Raw genomic sequence first — 26,163 nt, 5'->3', positions numbered from 1 at the left:
ATCATGAGTAACAAGTTGATTGAAAAAGCAGCAGATAATGTTCGTATACTTTCGGCTGCAATGGTTGAAAAAGCAAAATCTGGCCATCCTGGTGGTGCCATGGGCGGAGCTGATTTTGTAAGCGTATTGTATTCAGAGTTTTTAAACTATGACCCCTCAGACATGAGCTGGGCAAACAGAGATCGTTTCTTTTTGGATCCAGGTCACATGTCGCCGATGTTGTATTCCATTCTTTCGTTAACCGGAAAATACAGCATGGATGATTTATCCAATTTTCGCCAATGGGAAAGTGTAACTCCCGGGCATCCTGAAGTTGATGTTGAACGAGGCGTTGAAAACACATCTGGTCCGTTAGGACAAGGTCATACGATGGCCGTTGGTGCTGCCATTGCTGAACGTTTTTTAGTTGAACGTTTTGGTGACTGGATGGCTCACAAAACATATACATTCATTTCTGATGGAGGTGTTCAGGAAGAAATATCGCAGGGAGCTGGCCGTATTGCCGGATATCTGGGTCTTAGCAACCTGATCATGTTTTACGATTCAAATGACATCCAGCTTTCTACCGAAACGAATGCCGTAACGATAGAAGACACAGCTAAAAAATATGAAGCCTGGGGATGGCGAGTCGAAACAATTGAAGGAAACAACATTGAAGCAATCACTGGCGCACTTCACATCGCCCAGGCAGAAACAGAAAAACCAACCCTGATCATTGGTAAAACCATTATGGGTAAAGGTGCTGTTACCGAAGAAGGAGTTTGTTTCGAAGGTCAGTGTTCAACCCATGGTCAGCCGTTGGGAGCTGCAGGCGGTTCTTTGAAAAAAACAATCGATAACCTTGGTGGAGATTCTGAGAATCCGTTCCAAATTTTCCCTGATGTTGAAGATTTCTTCAAGAAAAGAAATGAAGAACTTATTGCTGCAGCGGCAGAAAAGAAAGCCAAACAAGCCGAGTGGGCAAAAGCAAACCCTGAGTTAGCTAAAAAACTTGAAAAGTTCTTCTCGAAAGATACTCCCGACTTTGACTTCAGTAAGATTGAGCAAAAAGCGGGTGCAGCCACGCGTGGTGCTTCAGCAACAGTACTTGCAGCATTTGCCGAAGAAGTTGAAAACATGATTGTAGCTTCAGCCGACTTATCAAACTCGGATAAAACGGATGGATTTTTAAAGAAAACAACAGCCTTCACAAAAGGAGATTTCTCTGGCGCATTCCTTCAGGCAGGAGTTTGTGAGTTAACGATGGCCGCATTAATGAACGGAATGGCATTGCATGGTGGTATCATTCCTGTATGCGGAACGTTCTTCGTATTTAGCGACTACCAGAAACCAGCTGTCCGCCTTTCAGCCTTAATGCAACTTCCGGTTAAATTTGTATGGACTCACGATGCTTTCCGCGTGGGAGAAGATGGTCCAACTCACCAGCCGGTTGAGCAAGAAGCTCAAATTCGCTTATTGGAAAAATTGAAAAACCATCACGGCGATAATTCAGCATTGGTTATTCGTCCTGCTGACTCTGAAGAAACAACTGTAGCTTGGAAAATGGCGTTGGAGAATACAAAAACACCGACAGCCCTAATTTTGTCTCGTCAGAATATTGCGAATCTTCCAGCGAAGGATCGTTATGCCGAAGCTTTAAAAGCAGAAAAGGGTGCCTATATTGTAACCGACACTGAGGGAACTCCTGATGTAATTCTTCTTGCCAGCGGATCAGAGGTTAGCACCTTGGTTGCCGGAGCTGAATTATTGGCTAAGGATGGCGTTAAATGCCGTATCGTTTCGGTACCTTCTGAAGGACTTTTCCGCTCTCAGAGCAAAGCATACCAAGCAGAAGTTCTTCCTGCCGGTGTTAAAAAATTCGGGATGTCTGCCGGACTGCCAGTTACACTGGAAGGCTTAGTTGGAGCCGACGGTTTTGTATTCGGAATGGAATCTTTTGGATTCTCGGCTCCCTACACGGTGCTTGACGAGAAACTGGGTTTCACCGGGCAAAATGTATACAATCAAGTGAAAAAGCTTTTGGCTTAATCGCAACATACATACAAACAGAAAGGCCGGAATATCCGGCCTTTCTTGTTTTATTTCCATTGCGTTCGACAAGTTTCGAACTCAAAGATTACAAAGTCAACAGGTCATCTCCAGACTTCATCCATTAGAATAGTTTTAATTTTTGGCTGATGAAAATGGAAATAGTTCTGAAGGAACACGCGCTCCATTCAAAATCTGCTGCATTTCCAGAACAAGGTCGGGGTACTCTTCTGCAACATTATTCTCCTCACCAATATCTTCTGACAGGTTGTAAAGCTCAACACTCGCTTTTTCCGGATCAAGCACGTTGTAACTTACATATTTCCAATTCTCCTTGCGAATAGCCTGCCTTCCGCCCATTTCATGAAACTCCCAGTACAAATGGTCGTGTTCTTTCTGACCTTCTTTTTCTAACAAAGTTGGCAAAAAAGAAATTCCCTGAATATTTTCTGGAGTTTCGGCATCAACAAGCTCAGCAAAAGTGGGCATCACATCCCAAAAGGCAGAGATATGATCAGTGGTACTTGCAGCCCTGATTTTCCCCGGCCAAACGGCAATCATTGGTTCCCTGATACCTCCTTCATACAAGTCGCGTTTATAACCTTTCAGGGGGCCGTTGCTATCGAAATAATCCGGATCAGCCCCTCCTTCAACATGTGGACCATTGTCGGAAGTAAAAATAACAAGGGTGTTCTCAGCTAATCCCAATTCTTCCAACTTATCGACAATTTCGCCAACCTGCTTATCGAGCAAAGTGACCATAGCCGCAAAAGCAGCATGTGACTCGGGCTGGTAACCATATGCTCCCTTCCGAAACCGTTCATCACCCGGACTGGCTCCTTCGTAAACATTTTCCGGCATAAACTCACCTCTATATTTGTTTAAATATTCTTCTGGCAACAGCAACTCTGCATGAGGAATAGTAGTGGGATAAAACATGAAAAAACTGGTATCTTTATTCTCTTCCAGAAACTCCAATGCTTTCTGATGAATTAGCTCAGGAGCATATTGCTCAAACTGGTCATCTACATTTTTCTCCAATTCTATTCGTTCGTGATTACTCCAGAGATGATCCGGATAATAATTATGCGCCAGCGTTTGACAATTGTAGCCGTAAAACACATCAATCCCCTGCTTTTTCGGATCTCCTTCTGTGTCAATAAATCCCAACCCCCATTTTCCAAAGGCACCTGTATGATAACCATGTTCTTTGAGCATTTCCGGTATTGTATAGGCCTGAGCTGCCAGCGGAACCTGACCTTCGGGCTTTCTACCAATATTGCCACGAATAGGTGTATGGCCGGTATCCTGCCCCGTTAAAAGCGATGATCTGGAGGGGGCACAAACCGTACACCCGGCATAATGCTGCGTGAAAATCATTCCCCGGCTAGCTAGTTGATCAATATTAGGAGTTTGGAACTTTTGTTGCCCGTAACAACCTAAATCACCGTAGCCTAAATCATCAGCAAGAATATAGACTATATTTGGACTAGTTTCTTCCTTTTCGTTTTGATTTTGAGAAGTTTGACAGGAAGTCAGAATAGCCAAAGCTGCAATGCCTCCTAAAATGGTTCGATTCATAATACTTAATTGATTTGTTATCTTTTTCAGACAACTAATTTAACCAATAATACGATAATCGCACACTACAGAGAGCATTCATCTTACCACCGTAAAAGTGTCTATTCCTCCATACGCTGGAATACAGATTCGGGATAAGCAATATTTGACAAGAACAATCCCTGAGGTGGTGCGGAAACTCCGGCTGCTCCACGATCTTTTAACTCAATTGCTCGCTTAAACTCCTGGATAGTCATTTTCTCCTGCCCCACCTGAATCATGGTTCCAACGATTGCCCGAACCATATTTCGCAAAAACCGATCTGCCTTAATCGTAAAAATCAACTGATTTCCTTTCTCACCCCAACGGGCATAGTATATCTTGCAATCATTGGTTTTCACATCAGTGTGCAACTTGCTGAAGCTCGTAAAATCGGTGTAGTCAAACAATACAGCACATGCCACATTCATTTGATAAACATTCAACGGATGCTTAAAATACCATGATGTCTCTTGCGCAAAAGGATCTTTTTGCTGATTAATGAAGTAGTGATAAGTTCGGGATGTCGCGTCAAAACGGGTATGTGCAGTCTCGCTCACCTTACTCACACGAAAAATGACAATATCAGCTCCTAAAAAGCTATTTAGTTTGTAGGTAAAATCAGGATTATCCAAGTTTGCATTTCCTGATTCGAAGTGAGCAACAAAATAACTGGCATGCACTCCGGTGTCTGTCCGTCCTGCTCCGGTCAGTGCAATCTCCTCCCGACAGATTAAACTCAACGCTTTTGCCAGTGTTTCCTGTACGCTCACAGCATTAGGCTGTATTTGCCAACCATGAAAACGTGTACCATTGTATGCCAGCTCAATAAAATATCGTTGCATCGAAATATTTGCTTTTTAGCAAAAGTAAAAAAGATATCAGAAAAGGGGCAAATGAACGTCTGAAATTATTAATTTTACAGCTCTTTCAGAGGAAAGTTAACTTAACAATTTTTAACAAGTTTACATCCTTTTTAGTACAAGTTTGCATTATTTTCGTGAACCAAAATCGAAAACAAACAATTTAAAATATGGATCAAGCAGTTGATATACGCGAATTGAACGAACGAATCCAAAAAGAAAGTTCTTTTGTGGATTTGCTAAACATCGAAATGAACAAGGTCATTGTTGGCCAAAAGCATTTGGTTGAGAGTTTACTAATCGGATTGCTGTCAGGTGGACACATTTTACTGGAAGGTGTACCGGGACTTGCAAAAACGTTAGCCATTAACACGCTTTCGCAAACCATTAATGCCGACTTTGCCCGTATTCAGTTTACTCCGGATTTATTGCCTGCCGACTTGTTGGGTACGCTTATTTACAGTCAGAAAAACGAAGAATTTATCGTAAAGAAAGGACCTATTTTTACCAATTTTGTGTTGGCTGACGAGATAAACCGCGCACCCGCAAAAGTGCAGTCGGCTTTGCTCGAAGCGATGCAGGAACGCCAAATCACCATTGGCGACGAAACCTATAAACTTCAGGAACCTTTTTTGGTAATGGCCACCCAAAACCCCATTGAGCAGGAAGGTACTTACCCACTTCCCGAAGCGCAGGTTGACCGTTTTATGCTGAAAGTAGTTATCAACTACCCGAAAAAAGAAGAAGAAAGGCTAATCATCCAACAAAACTTACTAAAGCAATTTCCAAAAGCAACGGCGATTCTTAAAACACAGGATATTCTGAATGCCCGCGATGTTGTGAAAGATGTCTATCTGGATGAGAAAATCAGCAAATACATTGTCGATATCGTTTTTGCCACCCGCGAACCAAAGGAATACAAACTTGAGAAGTATGCCGATATGATTTCTTATGGTGGCTCACCCCGTGCAAGTATTAGTTTGGCACAGGCATCAAAAGCATACGCGTTTATCAAGCGCCGTGGCTACGTTGTTCCCGAAGATGTACGCGCCGTTTGTCATGATGTCATGCGTCATCGCATTGGATTAAGTTACGAAGCCGAAGCCAACAACATCACTTCTGAAGAAATCATCACCGATATTCTGAACACTGTTGAAGTTCCGTAAATGAGTTTTGAGTTACTCGTTTCGGATTTTGAATTGTCTCCCTATTTGAAATCTGGAATTTGAAATTTGAAATTTGAAAACTAAAATGAGATGGAACACACGGAACTACTAAAAAAGGTACGGAAGATTGAAATTAAAACCCGCGGGCTGAGTCGCAATATCTTTGCCGGTGAGTACCATTCAGCCTTTAAAGGACGTGGAATGGCTTTCAGCGAAGTGCGCGAATACCAATTTGGTGACGATGTTCGCAGCATCGATTGGAACGTGACTGCCCGCTACAATAAACCGTACATTAAAATATTTGAAGAAGAGCGTGAGCTAACAGTCATGCTACTAATTGATGTTAGTGGATCGCGTGATTTTGGGTCATTGGATGTATTTAAGAAAAATGTCATTACTGAGATTTCAGCAATTCTGTCCTTCTCAGCCATTCAAAACAATGATAAAATCGGGGTGATCTTCTTTTCTGAAAAAATTGAGAAGTTCATTCCACCAAAGAAAGGGAAGTCGCATATTTTGCGAATCATTCGCGAGTTGATTGATTTTGAGCCGGAAAACAAAGGAACAAACATCACCGAGGCGATCCGTTACATGACCAATGCCATCAAAAAGCGATGTACTGGTTTTATTATTTCCGACTTCTTGCAAAATGATCCTGATTTTGATAAAGCACTGACTATTGCCAATAATAAGCACGACATTGTAGCCCTGAGGATTTACGACGAACGGGAAACACAATTGCCGCCAATTGGCATGATCAAACTGAAAGATGCTGAAACGAATGAATACGTCTGGGTAGATAGCGGCAGTAAGAAAGTACGCGACACGTATGCCAAATGGTGGCGCGACACAAGTCAAAAACTGGACACGACCTTCAAGAAGAGTGGTGTTGATTATGCAAACATCAACACGAACGAAGATTATATAAAATCGCTGATGACGCTATTTAAGAAGCGCGGATAAAAAGAAAAAAGCATGAAAGGACTTAAAACGATAGCGTTTGTACTTGCCCTGCTTTTGTGGCAGACAACCACGGTTCAGGCGCAAAAGATACAGGCTCGGGCAATCATCGATTCAACCAACATTCTGATTGGAGATCAAATCAACCTTCGGATTGAGTTGGATCAGCCCAACAATGTGGGAATTGAATTTCCTGTAATTGGAGATTCACTTTCGGCGACGGTAGAAATTATTGACAAATCGCCGCTGGACACTTTTCAGTTGGATGAAGAAGAGCAGATCAGGATTATCCAAAATCTGACAATCACATCGTTTGACAGTGGAAAGCAGGTGGTTCCACCATTTCGATTTCTATTGAAATATGATGAGCTTTACGATACCATTGAAACACTGCCATCCGAGTTTTTTGTGCACAGCATGCCCATCGACACAACAAAAGGGCCGACAGACATCAAAAAACCATACGATGCGCCCGTAACATTAAAAGAAGTGTCTCCCTATATTTTAGGAGCAATTCTAATTGGAGCGCTGATTTTCTTCCTGTTTTATTACATTCAACGGAGACGTAAAAACAAGCCTATTTTTGCGAAACCAGCGAAACCCAAAGAGCCGGCTCATATTATCGCATTGCGGGAACTCGACCGGATCAAGGAAGAAAAGCTATGGCAAACCGAAGAAATAAAAGCTTACTACAGTCTGGTATCAGATACGCTTAGAACCTATATTGAAGATCGTTTCAACATTCAGGCAATGGAATACACAACAGATGAAACAATCCGGGCTTTTGAACAACGCAAGACACTGGTTTCAGGAAAATCGTTTGAAGAGTTAAAAAATATACTGACGCTCGCCGACCTCGTTAAATTTGCCAAATATAAACCATTGCCCGATGATCATAACCTGACCTTGATGAATGCCTACCTTTTTGTAAATCAAACAAAAAAGGAAGACAAAAAGCAGAGTCAACCAACTGACGATCGTGAAGGTGAAGATGTTGTTTTAAAATAAAGAGTACGAGATGAATGGAATAACATATAAAAACCCGGAATTTTTCTACCTGCTATTGGTGTTAATACCAATCATTGCATGGTACATTTTTAAGTATCGAAAGGCAGGGGCAAGTATCCGGTATTCATCAATTAAAGGATTTTCCGGACTTTCGAAAAGCTGGAAACATTACCTCAGGCACTTACCTTTTGTAATGCAACTTGCAGGCATTGGTTTTCTTACTCTTGCTCTAGCCCGTCCGCAGTCGTCAAACAGCTGGCAGGACGTAAAAACAGAAGGAATCGATATTGTAATTGCGCTGGATATTTCCAGCTCGATGCTGGCACGCGACTTTCAACCAAACCGATTGGATGCTGCAAAAAACGTGGCAACTGAGTTTATTTCGGGAAGACAGAATGACAAAATGGGCTTAGTGGTTTTTTCGGGTGAGAGTTTCACCCAATGCCCGCTGACAACTGATCATGCAGTGCTGATCAACTTATTTAACGATATTGAAAGCGGTATGATAGAAGATGGCACTGCCATTGGAAATGGATTAGCGACATCAGTTGCTCGCCTAAAAGAAAGCGATGCGATTAGTAAAGTAATTATTTTACTAACCGATGGGGAAAATAACCGCGGTGAAATTGCTCCCGAAACAGCTGCTGAGTTGGCAAAAACCTACGGGATTCGTGTTTATACAGTTGGTGTTGGAACAATTGGTACAGCCCCCTACCCTGTGCAAACACCATTTGGCATACAAATGCGCGATGTGGAAGTAAAAATTGATGAGGAAACCTTACAGAAAATTGCTGACATCACTGACGGTCGCTATTTCAGGGCTACTAACAACGACAAATTGATTCAGATTTATCAGGAGATTGACAAACTGGAAAAATCGAAAATGGAGGTCAAAGAATACAGTCGCAAAGATGAAGAATTTGAGCGCTATGCTTTCCTAGCAGGCATTATTCTTCTTGGTGGTTTATTCTTGAAAACAACTTTATTCAGAAACATTCCTTAAAAAGGAAAGACTATGGAAATGTTCAGATTTGCACATATTGACTACTTATACGCACTGGCAATAATACCCGTGCTGATTGTACTTTTTTGGATTACACGAAGAAGTCGTCGCAAAGCGTTGGAACAATTTGGTAAGCCAGAAACGGTCAGCCAACTGATGCCGAATGTAAGCCACTCGCGCCCGGTTATTAAATTTATCATTTGGCTTTTGGCAATCGCCTCACTAATAATAGCAGTTGCAAGACCTCAGTTTGGGAGTAAATTAAAAACGGTTAAACGAGAAGGTGTTGAACTGATTATTGGATTGGATGTTTCCAACTCGATGTTAGCCGAAGACATACAGCCGAATCGGCTGGAGCGCGCAAAACGTGCTATTTCTCGTTTGGTTGACAATTTGAATAACGATAAAATTGGCTTAATTGTATTCGCCGGAGATGCCTACACGCAACTTCCAATCACAACTGATTATCCGTCGGCCAAGTTGTTTTTAAACGCCGTCAGCACCGACATTGTTCCGCGACAAGGAACAGCCATTGGAGCGGCCATCGACCTGGCATCATCATCCTTCAGCCCACAATTTGAGGGCAACAAAGCCATCATTATTATTACTGATGGTGAAAACCACGAAGACGATGCTATCGGCGCAGCAACTGCCGCAGCGGAAAAAGGGATTATCGTCCACACCATTGGGATGGGACTTCCTCAAGGAGGACCAATTCCGGTTTATAAAAACGGACAAAGAGATTATCGCAAAGACAAAGAAGGAAACGTTGTGGTAACCAAGCTGAACGAGGAGATGTTGCAACAGATTTCGGCTGCCGGAAATGGAATCTATGTGCGAGCCAACAATGCTCAGGTAGGATTAAATACCCTTTTTAACGAAATTGACAAAATGGAAGAGGCAGAAATGGAATCGTTGGTTTATTCGGATTATGAAGACCAATTTCAATGGTTTTTGGGCTTTTCAATTCTATTGCTATTGATTGACTTTTTACTGTTAGAGAGAAAGAACAAATATTTGAAAAACGTCAAATTATTTGGATAATGAAAAAATTAGGATTTATACATACAGGACTTTTCTTATTCTTGCTATTTCTGGGGATTCAGTCTCAAGCACAAAATGAACGCAAATTTATTCGACAAGGGAACGACATCTTTGAGCAAGCACTGGAAGATACCACCAAGCTCGACACCACTGCCTTTAGCCAAGCCGAAACGGCTTACAGAAAAGCGCTGGATAAACGCCCCGATGATTTGCAATGGAATTTCAATCTGGGCGATGCTCTGTACAAACAAATGAAGTTTGATCAGGCAACTTCGAAATTTGAAGAAATTGCCGAGAAAAGCGATGATAAAATTGAAAAATCCAGAGCGTATCACAATTTGGGAAATTCAATGCTCATGCAAAATAAACTCGACGAGAGTATTGAAGCTTATAAAAAGGCTTTGCGAAACAATCCGGAAGACCTGGACAGTAAATACAATCTGGTATATGCAATGAACCTGAAGAAGAAACAGGAAGAACAAAAGAAACAGCAGGACAAAGACAAGGACAAGGACAAAAATAAAGATCAGGATAAGAACAAGGATCAGCAAGACAAAGATAAACAGGATCAAAACAAAGATCAGAATAAAAACAAAAACAAGGATCAACAAAATAAAGATCAGCAGCAGCAACAACAACAGCAGCAACAGCAAAAAATATCAAAGGAGGCTGCTGAACGCTTGTTGCAAGCCTTACAGAATGACGAGAAGAAAATTCAGGAGAAAGTAAAAAAGGCTCAAGCGGAAAAAGCGAAACAGCGCAAAACCGACAAAGACTGGTAGCTGATTATTTGTTAATTTTAGCAAAAATTTCAATCGAGCATAATTAAGCAAGATGATTAAAAAACTTATTGTAACACTATTGCTTCTCATTCCGGCATTTTTAGCCGATGCCGACAGCGTAAAATTTACCATGTCGGGGCCCAATGTGGTCTCAGTAGGTGAACAGTTTCGTTTATCATTCACACTAAACGAACGTGGCACCGATTTGCAATTACCCGACATATCTAATTTTGATGTTCTAATGGGGCCATCCACCTCGCAAAGTTCGAGTGTGCAAATCATTAACGGACAGACGACTCAATCGGTCAGCTTTTCTTATATTTTTATTTTACGTGCTAAAGAAGAAGGCAAATTCACCATTCGCCCTGCATCCATTAAAGTTGATGGGAAAGTATATGAATCCAATGAGTTGAGCATTCAGGTAGTCAAAGGACAAAAGCCACAAAGTTCAACCAACAGTCAACAGCAGCAATCGTCAACCACTGCCAGTGGTTCTATCGATAAAGATGACCTTTTTGTAAAAGTGGATCTGGATAAACGCAACGTTTATAAGGGCGAACAAATTATAGCGACTGTTAAAATTTACGTTGCACCCGATGTTCCAATCACCAATTTCGATGATGTAAAACTTCCCTCTTACGCCGGGTTTTGGACACAGGAGATTGACATTCCAAATCAGATCAGCTTTGAACGAGAAGTATACAACAACAAGATCTACCAGGTTGGCGTATTGAAGAAAACCATCCTTTTTCCACAGCAAACAGGTAAAATCACCATCGATCCTTTTGAAATCACCTGTTTGGTTCGACAACGCATTCGTCAACAGCGAAGCTTCTTCGACGATTTCTTCGATAATTACCGAAACATTCAGGCTAAAGTGGTTAGCTCTCCGGTTTCAATCAACGTTAAAAACCGTCCTTCAGAACCAGCAAGCTTTACCGGCGGCGTTGGTAATTTGAAGTTTTCGGCTTCGTTGGATAAAGCTCAGCTTAAATCGAACGAAGCAGCAACTTTGAAGATTACCATTTCGGGAAGCGGCAATTTGCGCCTGATTGATGCACCGAAAGTTGAATTCCCAGCTGATTTTGAGGTTTACGATCCAAAAACCAGTGAGAACTTAAATACATCAAACGGCGGATTAACCGGAAGCAAAACGTTTGAATATTTATTTATTCCGCGTTTTGCTGGCGAATATTCTATTCCGCCTGTTAAATTTGCCAGCTTTAACCCGGCTAGTCAAAATTTTGAATACGCTCAGTCCAAAGAGTTTACACTTCAGGTAGAAAAAGGAAACGATGACCAAAATACAACGGTTACCAGTGCCTATTCGAAAGAAGATGTGCGCTTCATCGGAAAAGACATTCGTTTCATTAAACAAGGTCAGTATAAACTGAAGCCCAAGGAATCTTCGTTCTTCGGAAGTTTAGCGTTTTACTTGCTTTATTTGGGTGCTGCACTGCTATTTACTGTGATAGCCTTGGTATATCGTAAAAAGCTGAAAGAGAATTCCAACATGCAACTTGTTCGAAACAAAAAAGCCAATAAAGTGGCTCGTAAGCACTTGAAAGTTGCTGCGGGTCATTTAAAAAATAATAACGACGAGGCTTTCTACGAGTCCGTTTTAAAAGCTTTCTGGGGATATCTGAGTGATAAATTAAGTATTCCGCTTGCTGATATGAACCGACAAAATGCGTCGGAATCACTGGAAAAACGTCAGGTTTCACCAGAGGTAATCACCGACTTTATTCATATTGTCGACACGTGCGAATACGCCCGATATGCACCAAGTGCAGTTGAATCGACCAAAGCAGAACTGTACGATAAAGCCGCTGGCTTAATGGGAAAATTGGAAAAACAAATTCGTTAATAGGAAAAAACAATGAAAACATTTTTTCAAATCATATTCATTCTATTCTTTTCGTTGAATGCCCTCGCTCAACAAAGTTTACTCGAAAAAGCAAATGAGCATTATACGAGTCAGGAATACGATCAGGCCATTGAAGCATATAACGAGATTCTCAATGGTAATTTAGAGTCAGCCGAAGTTTATTTCAACCTGGGCAATGCTTACTTTAAATCCGGTCAGATTACTCAGGCAATCATCAATTACGAACGTGCCAAATTATTGGCACCAAACGATGAAGATATTCAATTCAACCTCGAACTCGCCAATCAGCATGTTGTTGATGCCATTGATCCACTTCCTAAAGTATTTTTTGTTCGATGGTGGAACAATATTGCCAATCAGTTTTCGACTGACGGATGGGCAAAAATCAGCATTAGTTCATTTATCTTAGTTCTAATTCTAGCCGGACTATTTCTTTTTACCCGGACAATAGCAATAAAACGTCTCTCTTTTTGGCTGGGCATTTTTATTATAGGCATTTCAATTTTTAGTTATAACTTTGCCGCCCGGCAGAAAAACCGAATGAAGAGCCACAATTTTGCCATAATTACTCAACCTAGTGTAACTGTTAAAAGTTCGCCATCGGAAAGTGGTACAGATTTATTCTTGATTCACGAAGGGCTAAAGGTGGAAATAAAAGACAGTTTGGGAAACTGGAGAGAGGTTCGAATAGCTGATGGCAATCAGGGATGGCTCCCTGTCAGCTACATAGAAAAGATTTAAAAATCAAATCAGCCGGCAAAAGCCGGTTTTTTGTTGTATGATAATTTTTTACAACCATTTTAAACGAGAGTTGTTTTACTCATAAATTTAAAATCATGGCTTATAATTTACTTAAAGGTAAAAAGGGAATTATTTTTGGTGCTTTAAATGCTGACTCCATTGCATGGAAAGTAGCTGAAAGAGCGCACGAAGAAGGAGCAACCTTCACGCTTACTAATACTTCCATTGCCTTACGAATGGGAGACACAGCTAAACTAGCTGAAAAATGTGGTGCAGAGTTAATTCCTGCAGATGCCACCAATGTTGAAGAACTTGAAAACCTCGTAAAAAAATCAATGGAAGTCCTTGGTGGTAAAATTGATTTTGTTTTACACTCAATAGGGATGTCGCCCAATGTTAGAAAAGGGCGCCACTATAGTGACCTTGATTACAGCTATCTCGAAAAGACACTTGATATCTCAGCGATTTCATTCCACAAAGTACTTCAGGTTTCACGCAAGTTAGACGCAATTAATGAATGGGGATCTGTGGTTGCCCTTTCTTATGTCGCAGCACAGCGTACTTTTTATGGGTATAATGATATGGCTGATGCTAAATCATTGCTGGAGTCAATCGGACGTAGTTTTGGTTATATCTACGGACGTGAACGTAATGTGCGCATCAACACCATTTCGCAATCGCCAACAGTAACCACTGCCGGTAGCGGTGTAAAGGGAATGGACAAACTGCTTGACTTTGGTGAGCGTATGTCTCCGCTTGGGAATGCAACAGGTGATGAGTGTGCAAATTATTGCATTACGCTTTTCTCCGATTTAACGAAGAAAGTAACCATGCAAAACCTTTTCCACGACGGAGGATTTTCATCGATGGGAATGAGTTTAAGAGCACTTGAACAGTACGAAAAAGGGCTGGATTGTGACTGCGATTGTGGTCCTGCAGAAGGAGAACATCAATACGATTAATCGAAAACAACAATTGATATTCAAAGACGAAGTTTTAAAGGCTTCGTCTTTTTTATGCTTTCAAAAACCGAACATCATCCTGATAGTCGAATTGAATATCTTCATGGAGCTTCTTAAGCAAGTTTTCAATTTTAATAACCTGACGAGCATAAATATTCCGCAATGCTAAACTTCTGTTGAGAGGAATTTTCGAGGTTCTAATTTTGCGACAATAATAGATCAATAAATCCAGCTCGGTAGTTTTAATCCCCGAGTACTTAATGTACTTAGTCGTATCTTTTAGTATTTTGCGTAAGCTCTTTTTAATCAAGTAAGTATTTTTCCGATTCAGACTCTCAAAACCGCTATCAATCTCATCTTTTACTGACTGAATATATGCTGCTTCATCATCAGCTTCAAACAATAAATAACTAAGTAATTCTTTATTATCCTTTTTATATTTTGCTAATCTGATGCACAACAATTGTAAATCTTCTGGAGAATAGATTTTTAGTTCATCTCTTAATTGTTTTAGTGAAGCAGCTTTCATGAATGATTTTTGTATTAATTATTTGATAACTGAAACATGACAATGATGTTTCAACCATAATAAGCATAAATTTGTTTCTTTGAATCTAAATTAATCGAAAATAGCAATTTCGACCACCACCCCTAAACTTTATCATATTGAAAAAAAAGTTATCAATTTGAAAAAATCAACTCATCAAAAAATGAAGGAAGTAGCAATCGACAACAAAATAATAAAAAAAATCTTCAGCTTATTTTCATTTGAGATAAGACTGCTAATATCAGCCCTTTATCTTGGCATCATTGTGCTGCTGTCTTTGCTACCTATTGACGACTTTCCAAAGGTGCCATTATTCCCGGGAGCCGACAAGTTAATTCACATGATGATGTACTTTCTATTCTCTCTCCTGGCTTTGTGGACCTTTCACGTGAAAACGAATATCGAACGTTGGAAGCTTTACTTGTTTATTATTGGCTGGGGTGTTTTCATGGAATTTCTTCAAATTACCATGCGTTTAGGCAGGCATTTTTCCTTGCTTGATATCTGCGCCAATATCTCGGGTGTAATATTAGGAATTGCTCTATACAAGTTCGTTATCAGCAAATTAAAGATATAAAACCTATTTTATTGATTCAACTTTTTCAACTAGTTCAATTGGAACATCAGCGAAAACAGAGCATCCTAGCGATTCAAAACGCATCCCGATTCTTTTTCGACCTTTGATCTCTGAGATTTCTCCCTCCATTCCTTCCAATGGGCCACTCAAAACCTTCACTTTCTCGCCCTTAGTCAGGTTTTCATTGGTAACTTGCACGGCGTCATTAAGTTCTTCCAGAAATACTCTTAAATCCTGAATTTGCTTTTCCGGAATCTCGGCTCGCTTTCCTCCAAAACTAACATAAGCCACAACTCCGGAAGCTTGTAAAACCTTAACATACTCCCGATTACTGACCTTTACAAACAGATAGCCCCGAATGAGAGGCTCTTCTACAACTTTAATCCGATCGCTCCATTTCTTCTTCGATATTTTAAGTGGCAAATAGGCATCTATACCTTTAGATGCAATGTCTTCGAATGATCTTTTCTCAGCACGCGATTTGACATAAACGGCATGCCATTTGTAATCCCCTTTTTTCAGCATAACAAAAAAATATAATTAGCCAACGCAACTATTATTTAAAAGTACCATCATGTTTAATAATAATCCTAATTCCAATTTATCCAGCGTCAAAAATAATCATTAAACAAAAAATGAAAGCAATCTATATACAACATTTAGTCGACACGGTCGTTTTCACCGGAAACAAAGTTACTTGATCCAATTTTATTAATCGATAGAAGTTTTTCAGAAGAGTTCACAAACAATAGATTAACAAACAATTACACATCACTATAATAAAAAAAGAGACAAAAGGAAACATTTTAATAATATTAAAATATGCTGACAAACATATTAAAGTGTTACTTTTGCATTAAACCATCTCATTATGGAACAGTACTTATTCTACATAGTCTGCACAATCACAATAAGCTTTTTCATCACTTATGTATGCATTCCCCCAATCGTACGTATTTCACAAGAAAAAAAATTATTTGACGTACCTAATTCACGAAAATTAAACAAAACTGTTATCCCGACATTAGGCGGTGTCAGTATTTTCATCGGTATAACCTTAAGTTCGATCTTATTTATTGGACAGATTGAGTTTCCCGAATTCAGATACATATTTGCTGCGCTCATCATGTTATTTTTCATCGGACTAAAAGACGATATCCTGATCATTGCTCCGATGAAAAAATTGTTGATCCAGGTATTAGCCGCCGGCGTTTTGGTTTTTATGGGCAATGTTCAAATCAGCAGTCTATCTAACTTATTCTACCTCAATCAAATCAGTATTTGGATGAGTGCCCCAATTTCATTTATGCTTCTGCTTTTTCTTATCAATGCGATAAATTTAATTGATGGGATTGACGGGCTTGCGGCTTCAATCACAATATTAGTTTCATCGGTGCTGGGCGTATGGTTTCTGATAACCGGACACTTTGCATACACCATTTTGAGTTTTGCAGTAGCCGGAAGTTTATTAGCCTTTTTACGCTTTAACCTTTGGGGAAATGAAAATAAAGTATTTATGGGCGATACCGGCTCTTTAGTATTAGGATGTTTATTAGGTATTTTGGCGATTAAATTTTTAAGCTTTAACGTGACTGCACCCGAGATGGTAAGAATTTACAATGCGCCTAACTTTATTCTTTCGTTACTCATTGTGCCGGTTACCGATACTTTACGGGTATTTGCTATTCGTCTTTATCAGGGGCGTTCACCTTTTTCGGCAGATATGAATCACATTCATCATATTCTAATTCGTTCCGGGATGAAACATATTCAAGCAAGTGGTTTTTTGGTATTATACACGTTATTCTTTGTTTCATTGAGCATTTCATCACAAGCGTACTTATCGACAACTATAAGTTTTCTTTTAACGCTGACAATCAGTTTTGCGGTGATCGGATATTTGCACAGACGTTCTGAAAAAATTATGAAGAAAAGATCAAAACAAATTCAGCTTACTCGTCGTGTTTTATCAACCGGAATTCCGGTTCACCAAGATCCATTCAAATTTATCAGGTCAAAAAAGAGACTTGCTTAAACCAATAATCCGGTAGATTATTTCAATGAATAGCTCAATTTAACAGCCGCTCCAAAATCGGACGGCAATATTGAGCCATGATCGTAAGCTAGTTGAATACCACACCGCAAAGGAATATTTGGCAATATATAAGTCGCTTGAACTGACGCCGAAAGAAACTCTTTAGGCGAAGCATACTCTGCATTGTGCCTTCCATAGTGCTTCGAATAGCTAAGCTTTGTTTTCCATTCGATTGAGTTGTTGAGCCACCCACTTAAGCCATTGTGAATTGCCCAAAACCGGGTATTATCAAAGCCTTTCGATATTCCGTTTTCATTAAAAATCGGAATGAATAATGGAATTCCCATCATCCGGTCGTAGCTCACAAAACCCGACTTATAAACGCCATGTGTAAAATAATTGTCTTCTCCTTCGCCAACCTCATAATCGGGTCGGCTTGGATCCGGATGGTATTTGTGATGTTGCCCACTTTGATCCCGGGTGTTTGCATATTCCAGCACAGCAGACTCTATAAAAGGTTTATCAGCTACATGCTTCCAATACACTCCCCACAAACCGTCAGGAGCATTTTCAAGCTGAATGCCGGAGCGATCTTCCCAAGGGTGTTGCCAATATAATTTCAGATAATTGCTTTCGCCATCGTACTCCAACGACACCAAGTATTGACCAAGCTGATTTCCCGCCACATTAGCCCGATCAATTGCCGGGGCATCGCTACTTCCTACCCTACCGGTTATATATCTGAAATAATCTTCAAGCCCGGGCATTTTAAAATCGCCGCTGCTAGATGTAAACGTACCACCCCAAAAAACCCAATGATCCAAACCGGCTGAGAAAGTCCACTTGTCGGTTATTGAATAATTTACGTCCAATCGTTTGTGGTGTAAGTTCCCATCATCAACAATTCGGTCGTCAACTAATAAATACTCATTGTACTCAAAATCGAAAGCGAACTTACTGAACCACCCACTTTGAAAGAGCCGGAAGTCGTTAGTTCCAAGGCCAACGCGTGGCAATGGACGTGCGTTATTCGACAGGTAAAAGTTTCCGTTCGTTAGTGATAAGCCATTGGCAAAAACCGGCTCAGCCTTTGCTCCAACATGCAAAAACCACTTTTTAAAGTGCAGCTGCGCCCAGTATTCATTCGGATGAAAGGCCGAATTCTTCGATATTTGTCCAACTAAATTCACACCATAGGCCAGTTGAAACTTATCTTGCAAGTTATAGTCAGCTTGTTTAACGTACTCTATAATAAATAGCTCCTGAACCGGTGCTGAGCCATCGACCATTCCCTGCTGATTCATTTGCAACCAAAAGGGAACATTGTCACCACTCGAGATAATGGTATTAGAATGAATCGTTAGTGCTGGATTGGTATCAGCTACCTGAGCAAAAAGTACAGTAGAAGCGAAGAATAATGCGCTAAGAAATAGTAAACTCTTTTTCATGAATGAGTGGATTTTTTATTGACTGAAAAGTATAAAAAAACAGACAAACTATTTTAACATATAATTGAAAAAATAGTTTGTCTGTATAAAAATTAAAAAACGCAGACCTGTAAGCCGGGTTCTGTATCCTCCGCCAAACGACGAAAAACCTCTATCATTTATCTGGCCGAAGCATCACTGCTACGATCTAGCAACCTACCCCTCACGACTTTCAACCAGGTTGAAATGGAACGGGCAGCTCCTGGTCGTGATATATTTGGTCTTGCAACCCACGAGGCGTACGGCTCTCGAAGTTACCTCCGAAACCGGTGAGCTCTTACCTCACCTTTTCACCCTTTCCCCGGCAAGCCGAGGTGGTCATTTTCTGTTACACTACTGCAAGCTTTCGCCCGCCTTCCAATTAAGAAACATGGTGCCCTGTGTTGCCCGGACTTTCCTCCCTTCAATATAAATTGAAGAGCGATAGAGCGGTCTGCACTGCAAAATTATGAAAAAGGTTGAACTATTTTAGCCAGCCCATTTTATTTATGCAGAATAACCATGGTCGCCCCATAGCCATATTCCTGAAAACTGGCATCCTGAAAGTTATACTTTTTATATCTATGTGTTAGTTCACGACGAACTTCCTGTTTGAGTGTTCCATTTCCCAGGCCATGAATAAAAACGGCTTTCTTTATCCGCTTTTTAATGGCCTCATCCATTTTCTCATGAAAATGAGTCATTTGTAAATCCAACATTTCCTTGTTCGAGAGTCCGGCGGTATCATCAATTAACTCGTGGATATGTAAGTCAACTTCAAGCAGATCTGTATTTTCAACAACTCGTCTTCGTTTACGGGCAGGCTCCTTAGCACTTACCGCTTCCTTCACCTCCTTTTCGGTCAAGTTTTCAACCACCTTTTCCATCGGATTTGGGTTCAGACTTACAACCATCGCCTTTTCGTTAAAAAACTCGTTGGACACAAAACTACCCGACTTATAGAACTTCACCGGGTTAATTTTTACTGAAGCTTCTACAGGACGTTCCAACTGACTGGCCTTTTCGCGATAGCATATCAACTGAAAGAAATACTCCGGCAGCTCCGCAATATCAACCTGGGCAATTGAATCCAACCACAATTTCGTATTCGGCTCCAACTCCCCGGCTTCCTTTGAGCTATATTCGTTTCCTTTCAACTCAGCAAAATGATATAATACGGAAAAATTGCTATCGTTAATCAAGTACAGTTTGATGGTTCCTTCCAGCGGATTTTGGCTATTCTCAGGCACAAAGGCCAACTGAAAATTGGGCTTGTCATTTCCTTCAATCAGCACTGCTTCTTCCTTTACCGGCTCGCTAACCGGTTCCGGCTTTTTCGGATTAGCTTGCGCTGCAAATTGTTCAACACTTGATTTTTCAGCATACTGCTCGTCGGCAATAATCACTAAGTCAGACACTAAAGTCGGAATCTCGAAACCGTCTTCATTTTCAACATGAACTAAAGACTTACTGACAACTTTGGTAACAACGCCGCCGCCGACATCATTCATAAACTTTACCCGATCTCCTACTTTTATCATAGTTCGCTATATTTTACTACAAAATTAAGAACTATTTTAACTGAAAATAATATTTCAGTACTTTTGCCGCTCATGAGCGAAAAAACTTCGATAAAACCGGTTTTCAATCAAAGTGCACAGGCATTGAACTACAATTTGCCGGACGAACGTATTGCGAAATATCCATTGAGCGAGCGCGATGCGTCGAAATTACTCGTTTGGAAAAATGGTCAGATATCAGATGCCAACTTTCGCTCGATTGCTGACTATTTGCCCGAACAGAGTTTACTGGTCTCGAATAATACCAAAGTCATTCGTGCGCGACTTCCATTTCAGAAAAAAACGGGGGCACAGATTGAGATTTTCTGTCTTGATCCGGAATCACCAGCCGACTATCAGCTTGCGTTTCAGCAAACCCAACAATGTAGTTGGAATTGCATGGTCGGCAACTTAAAAAAGTGGAAACAGGAACCACTGGAGCGGCAAGTGGACGTGAATGGGAAAGTAATTACCCTTGTGGCAAAAAAGTTGAGCCAGGAAAATGGCAACGTAGTTGTTCAGTTTAGCTGGAACAATCCGTCGGTTGACTTTGCCTCGCTGATTGAAGCCTGCGGAATATTGCCCATACCGCCCTACCTTCATCGCGAAACTGAAGCCAGCGACCACGAACGGTATCAAACGATTTATTCGAAAATAAAAGGTTCGGTGGCTGCTCCAACAGCAGGGCTGCACTTTACCGATGCCGTATTTCAATCGTTGAAGGAAAAATCAATATCGCTGGCTGAAGTGACGCTGCACGTTGGTGCCGGAACTTTTAAACCGGTTAAGTCTGCCACCATTGCCGATCATGAGATGCACTCGGAAACAATTGTTGTTTCGCGCCAGCTGATTGAAAAACTCATGCAACATACAGGTAAGCTCATCGCTGTGGGGACAACGTCAATTCGTACGCTCGAAAGCCTTTATTGGTTGGGTAAATCAATCATGAAGAATCCGCATCAGGCACCCGACAAATTGCATGTAAAGCAGTGGTCGCCCTACGAAACCACCAACCACGAACCTGCCGCCGATGTTTTACAGGCCTTGCTCGATTATATGGACAAAAACGAACTGCCTGTGGTGATCGCTTCTACCCAAATCATTATTGTGCCAGGCTATCAGTTCCGTTTGGTTGACGGTATGATTACGAACTTTCATCAGCCACAAAGCACCTTACTTTTGCTTATTTCGGCCTACCTGGGCGACGACTGGAAACGGGTGTATCAGCACGCGCTCGACAACAACTACCGTTTCCTCAGCTACGGCGATAGCAATTTATATTTAAAGTAAACAAGCCGTAACGCACAATCTAAACCGAAGTTCTGCAGACCGCAGTTTGCTTACAAAGCAAATTCTACCACGTTCTCATCAGTTCTTTTGGACAAAAATAATTTTCAGGAAGCTTGTCAACCGCAGATGAGAGCAAAATAAATTTTCCAGAATGCTGTCAAAGACAGATGAGAACAAAATATTTTTTCCAGAATGCTCTCAAAGGCAGACGAGAACAAAATAAATTTTCCAGAATGTTGTCAAAGGCTTTCGAGAGCAAAAAAAACTTTCCGGAAGCTTGTCGTCTGCTTTTGGGAACAAAATAAATTTTCCGGGAGCATGTTTTCCGCTTTTGAGAAATCTTCAAACGGCCAAAACGTACCGAGGAAACCGGTGAAAAAAGCGCAAAAAAAAGGCACCCCATTAGGAGCGCCCTTCAATATATCATCAATTAGAAAGTAATCTAAGGTCACGGACCTATTTGATATTTTCGGTTTCGCTTCTATCACAGATTATTAAAGACTCGAAACATCACACTAAATTATTCGCACTACTTACCACGCAAACAAGGGCAAATCCTTCATCATCTTATTTACTTTTTCGCGAACTGATGTGATTACAGCTTCATTTTCCACGTCACTCAACACTTCATCAATCAAATCAACAATCACGGGCATTTGATCTTCTTTCAACCCACGAGTTGTAATTGCGGGAGTTCCCACACGCAAGCCAGAAGTTGTAAATGGCGAACGACTGTCGAAAGGAACCATGTTTTTATTGATGGTAATATCAGCTTTTACCAACGTGTTTTCGGCAACTTTCCCGGTCAATTCAGGAAATTTGGTACGTAAATCAATCAACATACTGTGATTATCGGTACCTCCTGAAATTACCTTGTAGCCTTTATCGACAAAAGCCTGAGCCATAACCGCCGCATTCTTTTTCACCTGGCTTTGGTAGTCTTTATAAGAAGGATCTAACGCTTCGCCAAAAGAAATAGCCTTTGAAGCAATAACATGCTCAAGTGGTCCACCTTGTTGTCCGGGGAAAACAGCAAAATCGATCACTGCCGACATCATTTTTGTTACCCCTTTCGGAGTTTTAAAGCCAAAGGGATTTTCAAAGTCTTCACCCATCAAAATGATACCACCCCGGGGACCACGTAATGTTTTATGGGTTGTTGATGTTACAATGTGGGCGTGTTTGACAGGGTTTTCCAATAAACCGGCAGCGATTAAACCAGCCGGGTGAGCCATATCAACCATAAACATCGCACCAACTTCATCAGCAATTTTACGCATGCGGGCATAATCCCATTCGCGCGAATAGGCTGATGCCCCACCAATAATCAGTTTTGGTTTGTGTTCGCGAGCCAAAGCTTCCATTTCATCGTAATCAACCAAACCGGTTTCTTCTTTTACATGGTATGCAATTGGCTCGTATAAAATACCCGATGAATTAACCGGAGAACCGTGCGAAAGGTGGCCTCCATGAGAGAGATCAAGACCTAAAAATTTATCGCCCGGCTTAAGAATAACGCTTAACACGGCCGCATTGGCCTGTGCTCCGGAGTGTGGCTGAACGTTGGCATACACTGCTCCAAATACTTCTTTCAAACGGTCGATAGCCAATTGCTCAGTCATATCAACACACTGACAGCCGCCATAATACCGTTTGCCCGGATATCCTTCAGCATATTTATTGGTCATTACAGAGCCCATCGCTTCCATGACTTGCTCGCTAACAAAGTTTTCAGAAGCAATTAATTCAATTCCGCTCAACTGACGCTGGCGTTCTTTCTCAATAATGTCAAATACAATTTGATCTCTTTTCATCGTATTAAAATTGTTTACTTTATGGGTATATAATGGAACTTCCGGAAAATCCTGTCATTCTTTTTCGTCCCAACAACAAGGGGAACAGAACACCAAAATTTGCGATCGTTTCATTTGATAATTATTTCGATAACGAATTTAAAGGGCAAAGGTAAAACTTTTTATGTCGTGCCGAAACGATTAGAAATTAACAAACACCTGTTTTTTTGAACGTTTAACATTGAGAAAACCTTCGCCAGTGAGTTCTATACTATCATCCTTTTTCGAGTAGTAACCTTCTTCAGGATTGCTGAGTATAAACTATTAGAGTGGGTTGTCATTTAAGTTACTGCGTGCTTTATGATATTACCTTCGACTGCGTACTTTGATTTTATGCCTTGATTTATTGATTGTTTTTACTGAATGATTTAAAACGACCGTTATGCCAATAAAAAAACTAAAAAAGTATCTGGATCACTACAACATTGAGTACATTACCATTCGCCATTCGCTGGCATTTAATGCCCAACGAGTTGCCGCAACAACACACATTCCTGGTAAAGAAATAGCTAAAACCGTAATTGTAAAAGTTGATGGGAAAATGGCCATGGCTGTACTGCCGGCTTCGTACATGGTAAACCTCGACCTTTTGAAAGAGCAAATCGGTGCCAAAACAATTGAGTTAGCCAACGAAATGGAATTTAAACGATTTTTTCCTGAATGCGAAATTGGAGCAATGCCACCGTTTGGTAATTTATACGATATGCCGGTTTATGTGGCCGAAAGTTTAGCCGAAGATAAAGAAATTGCATTCAACGCCGGAACTCACATCGAATTAATACGAATGGCATACGCTGATTTTGAACGACTGGTACAGCCATTCGTTCTGAAATTTTCGAAAGCAAAAATGGTTTAAGAAGCCGATCATCGAATCGACGAAAAAGAAATCTCCCCCGTTCAGAGGTTTCTTTTTTTGTCTTCTGAAAATTGATGGTCGTTTCATTTTTAATTTGCATTTTTAATTTGCATTTTTAAGCCGCTCATGATCTCATTTGCCCAGAATTATCGCGGGTGAATCAAGAGACCGGAAATCAATGTATAAATGAAAGCAAGCAAAAACGAAGAGCCGTTACTATTTATATCTGCTATTTATTTGAGTTTATTGGGGAGTGTTTTTGGAATAGTGCTCTTCGGTATAGCCGCTTTGTTTTTTACTAAAACCAAGGAACTGGTTATCGGTGTAACCAACCTTACCAGTATGGATCATATTACTCCCTTGTATCTTTTGCTATTTGCCGGATTTTGTGGTGTCTCGCTTATTGGGGTATTGAAAATGAAACGCTGGCAAAAATCAGGATTTTATATTTATACAATCGCCCAACTTGCCATTCTTTTTCTCCCGGCTATTTGGATTGACTGGAATGCTTTTTCGGTAATGAACGGTTTATTTTCAGCTTTGTTCATCTTGATTTACCTTTCCTTCTATCCACGAATGGAATAAAACTCCGTAGCTTTTCACCAGCTAAGGTCGCGAACCTATTTGATATTTTCGGTTTCGCTTCTATCACTAATTGTTAAAGACTCGAAACATGACACTAAGTTATTCGCACTACTTAATTCACTTTTTGTCCTAGCTTTTTAAGCATCTCAAAATGCTTATGAAGGGCATCAAAAAAGCTTGGTTGAACATGATAAGGTAAGTTATACTTTTGAGCTGTATCAGCCACTAAAAGTGAAATTTTTCGATAATGGATATGGCAAATTGCCGGGAACAGATGATGTTCAACCTGGTAATTCAAACCTCCGATAAACCAAGAGAATAATCGGTTGTGGGGAGAATAATCAGTTGTTGTCAGTAATTGATGAATCGCCCAATTGTTCTCCACAGTTCCTGTTTGATCGGGAACCGGATATTTTGAAGAAGGCATTACATGCGCTGTCTGGAATATAACTGTTAGTATAAAACCACATATCAAGTGCATACTTAAATAAAACAAAACAACCAACCACCAAGCGATCGGCAACACCAAAATTGGTAACACCAATATGTAGGTGTAGTAAATTATCTTGGAAATAATCAGCTCTGTCAGAAGCTTCTTAAACGATTTTTTACGTCCCAACTTCACTCCTTCTTTTGAGTAGCGATACAGTTGTTTAAAATCTTTAACCGTGCTCCACATAATTGTCATCAAACTATACAAGAACCAGGCATATACATGTTGAAAACGATGAAATTTATGACGAGGCTTGCCCGGAGAAAGGCGTAATACAATGCCTGGATCAATATCTTCATCGTACCCATCAATGTTCGTAAAGTGATGATGTAATGTATTGTGCTGATATTGCCAGGTTTGGGAAAAACCTCCTAAAAAATTCAATGAATAGGATAAAACCTTATTAATCCTTTGATTTTTTGAATAAGAATTGTGATTCGCGTCATGCATGACCGAAAGACCGATTCCTGCCATTCCCAACCCCATGGTTATCCAAAGAAAAAACAACCCAAGCGGATTTGTAACAAACAGAAAAATCATCAGGAAATAGGGAACTAAATAAAGAGAAAACATGAAAATCGTTTTCAGGAACATCGTTTTATCTCCATATTTCGAAAGCTTATTTTCCTCAAAATAGTCTACTATTCTTTTTCGTAATTCATTTACAAATTCTTGCTTTTGGGCATTTGGAAATATGATTGCTTTTGATTTCATCACCTTTGTTTATTGTTCTAATTTTTACTTCAACTACATTCGAAAAACACGAGTCGTCAACCTTTTTTTCATCACGTATGATTCGACACTTCATCTTCGACCTTATCTTTATGGTACAAAGATATTGGGCTTTGATTCAATTAA

General features: G+C 40.4%; 23 protein-coding genes and 1 other RNA gene. 15 read left to right on the top strand and 9 right to left on the bottom strand.

Features of this window, described 5'->3' with window-relative positions; genetic code table 11:
* Positions 1 to 3 precede the first annotated feature (3 nt).
* The gene (locus tag ACTB00_RS11765; protein ID WP_463300113.1) at positions 4 to 2,028 is read left to right on the top strand and encodes a transketolase family protein; all 2,025 of its coding nucleotides are present in this window, start codon (positions 4 to 6) and stop codon (positions 2,026 to 2,028) included.
* Positions 2,029 to 2,163: 135 nt separating this feature from the next.
* Here the strand turns inward: ACTB00_RS11765 and ACTB00_RS11760 are convergent, their stop codons facing one another.
* The gene (locus ACTB00_RS11760; protein WP_463300112.1) at positions 2,164 to 3,609 is read right to left on the bottom strand and encodes an arylsulfatase; all 1,446 of its coding nucleotides are present in this window, start codon (positions 3,607 to 3,609) and stop codon (positions 2,164 to 2,166) included.
* 101 nt (positions 3,610 to 3,710) lie between these two features.
* The gene (truA, locus tag ACTB00_RS11755; RefSeq protein ID WP_463300111.1) at positions 3,711 to 4,472 is read right to left on the bottom strand and encodes a tRNA pseudouridine(38-40) synthase TruA; all 762 of its coding nucleotides are present in this window, start codon (positions 4,470 to 4,472) and stop codon (positions 3,711 to 3,713) included.
* A gap of 188 nt (positions 4,473 to 4,660) precedes the next feature.
* On the opposite strand from truA, the gene ACTB00_RS11750 reads away from it, so the two are divergent.
* The 9 genes from ACTB00_RS11750 to ACTB00_RS11710 all read left to right on the top strand — a co-directional run bounded on the left by ACTB00_RS11750 (position 4,661) and on the right by ACTB00_RS11710 (position 14,044).
* Positions 4,661 to 5,656 carry an AAA family ATPase gene (locus ACTB00_RS11750; RefSeq protein WP_463300110.1) on the top strand — a complete coding sequence of 332 codons (996 nt, stop codon included), beginning with the start codon at positions 4,661 to 4,663 and terminating at the stop codon, positions 5,654 to 5,656.
* A 90-nt stretch (positions 5,657 to 5,746) separates the two neighbouring features.
* The gene (locus tag ACTB00_RS11745; RefSeq protein WP_159517108.1) at positions 5,747 to 6,619 is read left to right on the top strand and encodes a DUF58 domain-containing protein; all 873 of its coding nucleotides are present in this window, start codon (positions 5,747 to 5,749) and stop codon (positions 6,617 to 6,619) included.
* Between the two features lie 12 nt (positions 6,620 to 6,631).
* Positions 6,632 to 7,624 (top strand): hypothetical protein, encoded by a 993-nt coding sequence (locus ACTB00_RS11740; RefSeq protein ID WP_463300109.1) that lies wholly within the window; start codon positions 6,632 to 6,634, stop codon positions 7,622 to 7,624.
* A 10-nt stretch (positions 7,625 to 7,634) separates the two neighbouring features.
* On the top strand, positions 7,635 to 8,627 hold the full coding sequence (locus tag ACTB00_RS11735; RefSeq protein WP_463300108.1) for a vWA domain-containing protein: 993 nt from the start codon (positions 7,635 to 7,637) through the stop codon (positions 8,625 to 8,627).
* 12 nt (positions 8,628 to 8,639) lie between these two features.
* Positions 8,640 to 9,671, top strand: coding sequence for a vWA domain-containing protein (locus ACTB00_RS11730; RefSeq protein ID WP_463300107.1), 1,032 nt, complete (start codon positions 8,640 to 8,642; stop codon positions 9,669 to 9,671).
* Complete coding sequence (locus ACTB00_RS11725; protein WP_463300106.1) at positions 9,671 to 10,453, top strand: tetratricopeptide repeat protein; 783 nt, start codon at positions 9,671 to 9,673, stop codon at positions 10,451 to 10,453. Before ACTB00_RS11730 ends, ACTB00_RS11725 begins: the two co-directional genes overlap by 1 nt.
* A 52-nt stretch (positions 10,454 to 10,505) precedes the next feature.
* Positions 10,506 to 12,320: a BatD family protein gene (locus tag ACTB00_RS11720; RefSeq protein ID WP_463300105.1), complete on the top strand. Its 1,815-nt coding sequence runs from the start codon at positions 10,506 to 10,508 to the stop codon at positions 12,318 to 12,320.
* 12 nt (positions 12,321 to 12,332) lie between these two features.
* On the top strand, positions 12,333 to 13,082 hold the full coding sequence (locus ACTB00_RS11715) for a tetratricopeptide repeat protein (RefSeq protein ID WP_463300104.1): 750 nt from the start codon (positions 12,333 to 12,335) through the stop codon (positions 13,080 to 13,082).
* A gap of 95 nt (positions 13,083 to 13,177) precedes the next feature.
* Entirely contained in the window at positions 13,178 to 14,044 is an 867-nt protein-coding gene (locus ACTB00_RS11710; protein ID WP_159517103.1) for an enoyl-ACP reductase FabI, read from the top strand.
* 52 nt (positions 14,045 to 14,096) lie between these two features.
* Here the strand turns inward: ACTB00_RS11710 and ACTB00_RS11705 are convergent, their stop codons facing one another.
* A complete protein-coding gene (locus ACTB00_RS11705) occupies positions 14,097 to 14,573 on the bottom strand; it encodes a hypothetical protein (RefSeq protein ID WP_463300103.1) in 477 nt (158 codons plus the stop codon).
* A gap of 181 nt (positions 14,574 to 14,754) precedes the next feature.
* Between ACTB00_RS11705 and ACTB00_RS11700 the strand changes: the two genes are divergently transcribed.
* Positions 14,755 to 15,168 (top strand): VanZ family protein, encoded by a 414-nt coding sequence (locus ACTB00_RS11700; protein WP_463300102.1) that lies wholly within the window; start codon positions 14,755 to 14,757, stop codon positions 15,166 to 15,168.
* Positions 15,169 to 15,171: 3 nt separating this feature from the next.
* Here the strand turns inward: ACTB00_RS11700 and ACTB00_RS11695 are convergent, their stop codons facing one another.
* Positions 15,172 to 15,693: a UpxY family transcription antiterminator gene (locus ACTB00_RS11695; protein WP_463300101.1), complete on the bottom strand. Its 522-nt coding sequence runs from the start codon at positions 15,691 to 15,693 to the stop codon at positions 15,172 to 15,174.
* A gap of 346 nt (positions 15,694 to 16,039) precedes the next feature.
* On the opposite strand from ACTB00_RS11695, the gene ACTB00_RS11690 reads away from it, so the two are divergent.
* Positions 16,040 to 17,203 (top strand): MraY family glycosyltransferase, encoded by a 1,164-nt coding sequence (locus ACTB00_RS11690; RefSeq protein WP_463300100.1) that lies wholly within the window; start codon positions 16,040 to 16,042, stop codon positions 17,201 to 17,203.
* A 17-nt stretch (positions 17,204 to 17,220) separates the two neighbouring features.
* On the opposite strand, the gene ACTB00_RS11685 is transcribed toward ACTB00_RS11690, so the two are convergent.
* The 3 genes from ACTB00_RS11685 to ACTB00_RS11675 form a co-directional block, all read right to left on the bottom strand.
* Complete coding sequence (locus tag ACTB00_RS11685; RefSeq protein WP_463300099.1) at positions 17,221 to 18,651, bottom strand: capsule assembly Wzi family protein; 1,431 nt, start codon at positions 18,649 to 18,651, stop codon at positions 17,221 to 17,223.
* 94 nt (positions 18,652 to 18,745) lie between these two features.
* Positions 18,746 to 19,130, bottom strand: an RNA gene (gene rnpB / locus ACTB00_RS11680) — RNase P RNA component class A.
* 42 nt (positions 19,131 to 19,172) lie between these two features.
* Positions 19,173 to 20,210, bottom strand: a complete 1,038-nt coding sequence (locus ACTB00_RS11675) for a Smr/MutS family protein (protein WP_463300098.1) — start codon at positions 20,208 to 20,210, stop codon at positions 19,173 to 19,175.
* A gap of 72 nt (positions 20,211 to 20,282) precedes the next feature.
* Here ACTB00_RS11675 and ACTB00_RS11670 point away from each other — a divergent pair, with 72 nt between their 5' ends.
* Positions 20,283 to 21,518, top strand: a complete 1,236-nt coding sequence (locus tag ACTB00_RS11670; RefSeq protein ID WP_463300097.1) for an S-adenosylmethionine:tRNA ribosyltransferase-isomerase — start codon at positions 20,283 to 20,285, stop codon at positions 21,516 to 21,518.
* 533 nt (positions 21,519 to 22,051) lie between these two features.
* Here the strand turns inward: ACTB00_RS11670 and glyA are convergent.
* Positions 22,052 to 23,332: a serine hydroxymethyltransferase gene (gene glyA / locus ACTB00_RS11665; protein ID WP_463300096.1), complete on the bottom strand. Its 1,281-nt coding sequence runs from the start codon at positions 23,330 to 23,332 to the stop codon at positions 22,052 to 22,054.
* A gap of 421 nt (positions 23,333 to 23,753) precedes the next feature.
* Here glyA and ACTB00_RS11660 point away from each other — a divergent pair, with 421 nt between their 5' ends.
* Positions 23,754 to 24,227, top strand: a complete 474-nt coding sequence (locus ACTB00_RS11660) for an aminoacyl-tRNA deacylase (RefSeq protein WP_463300095.1) — start codon at positions 23,754 to 23,756, stop codon at positions 24,225 to 24,227.
* Between the two features lie 186 nt (positions 24,228 to 24,413).
* Positions 24,414 to 24,812 carry a hypothetical protein gene (locus ACTB00_RS11655; protein ID WP_463300094.1) on the top strand — a complete coding sequence of 133 codons (399 nt, stop codon included), beginning with the start codon at positions 24,414 to 24,416 and terminating at the stop codon, positions 24,810 to 24,812.
* A 112-nt stretch (positions 24,813 to 24,924) separates the two neighbouring features.
* Here the strand turns inward: ACTB00_RS11655 and ACTB00_RS11650 are convergent, their stop codons facing one another.
* Positions 24,925 to 26,019: a fatty acid desaturase family protein gene (locus ACTB00_RS11650; protein WP_463300093.1), complete on the bottom strand. Its 1,095-nt coding sequence runs from the start codon at positions 26,017 to 26,019 to the stop codon at positions 24,925 to 24,927.
* Between the last annotated feature and the right edge of the window lie 144 nt (positions 26,020 to 26,163).

The organism is Sunxiuqinia sp., from assembly GCF_055140945.1.
This window is presented reverse-complemented; position numbering and strand designations above follow the sequence as displayed.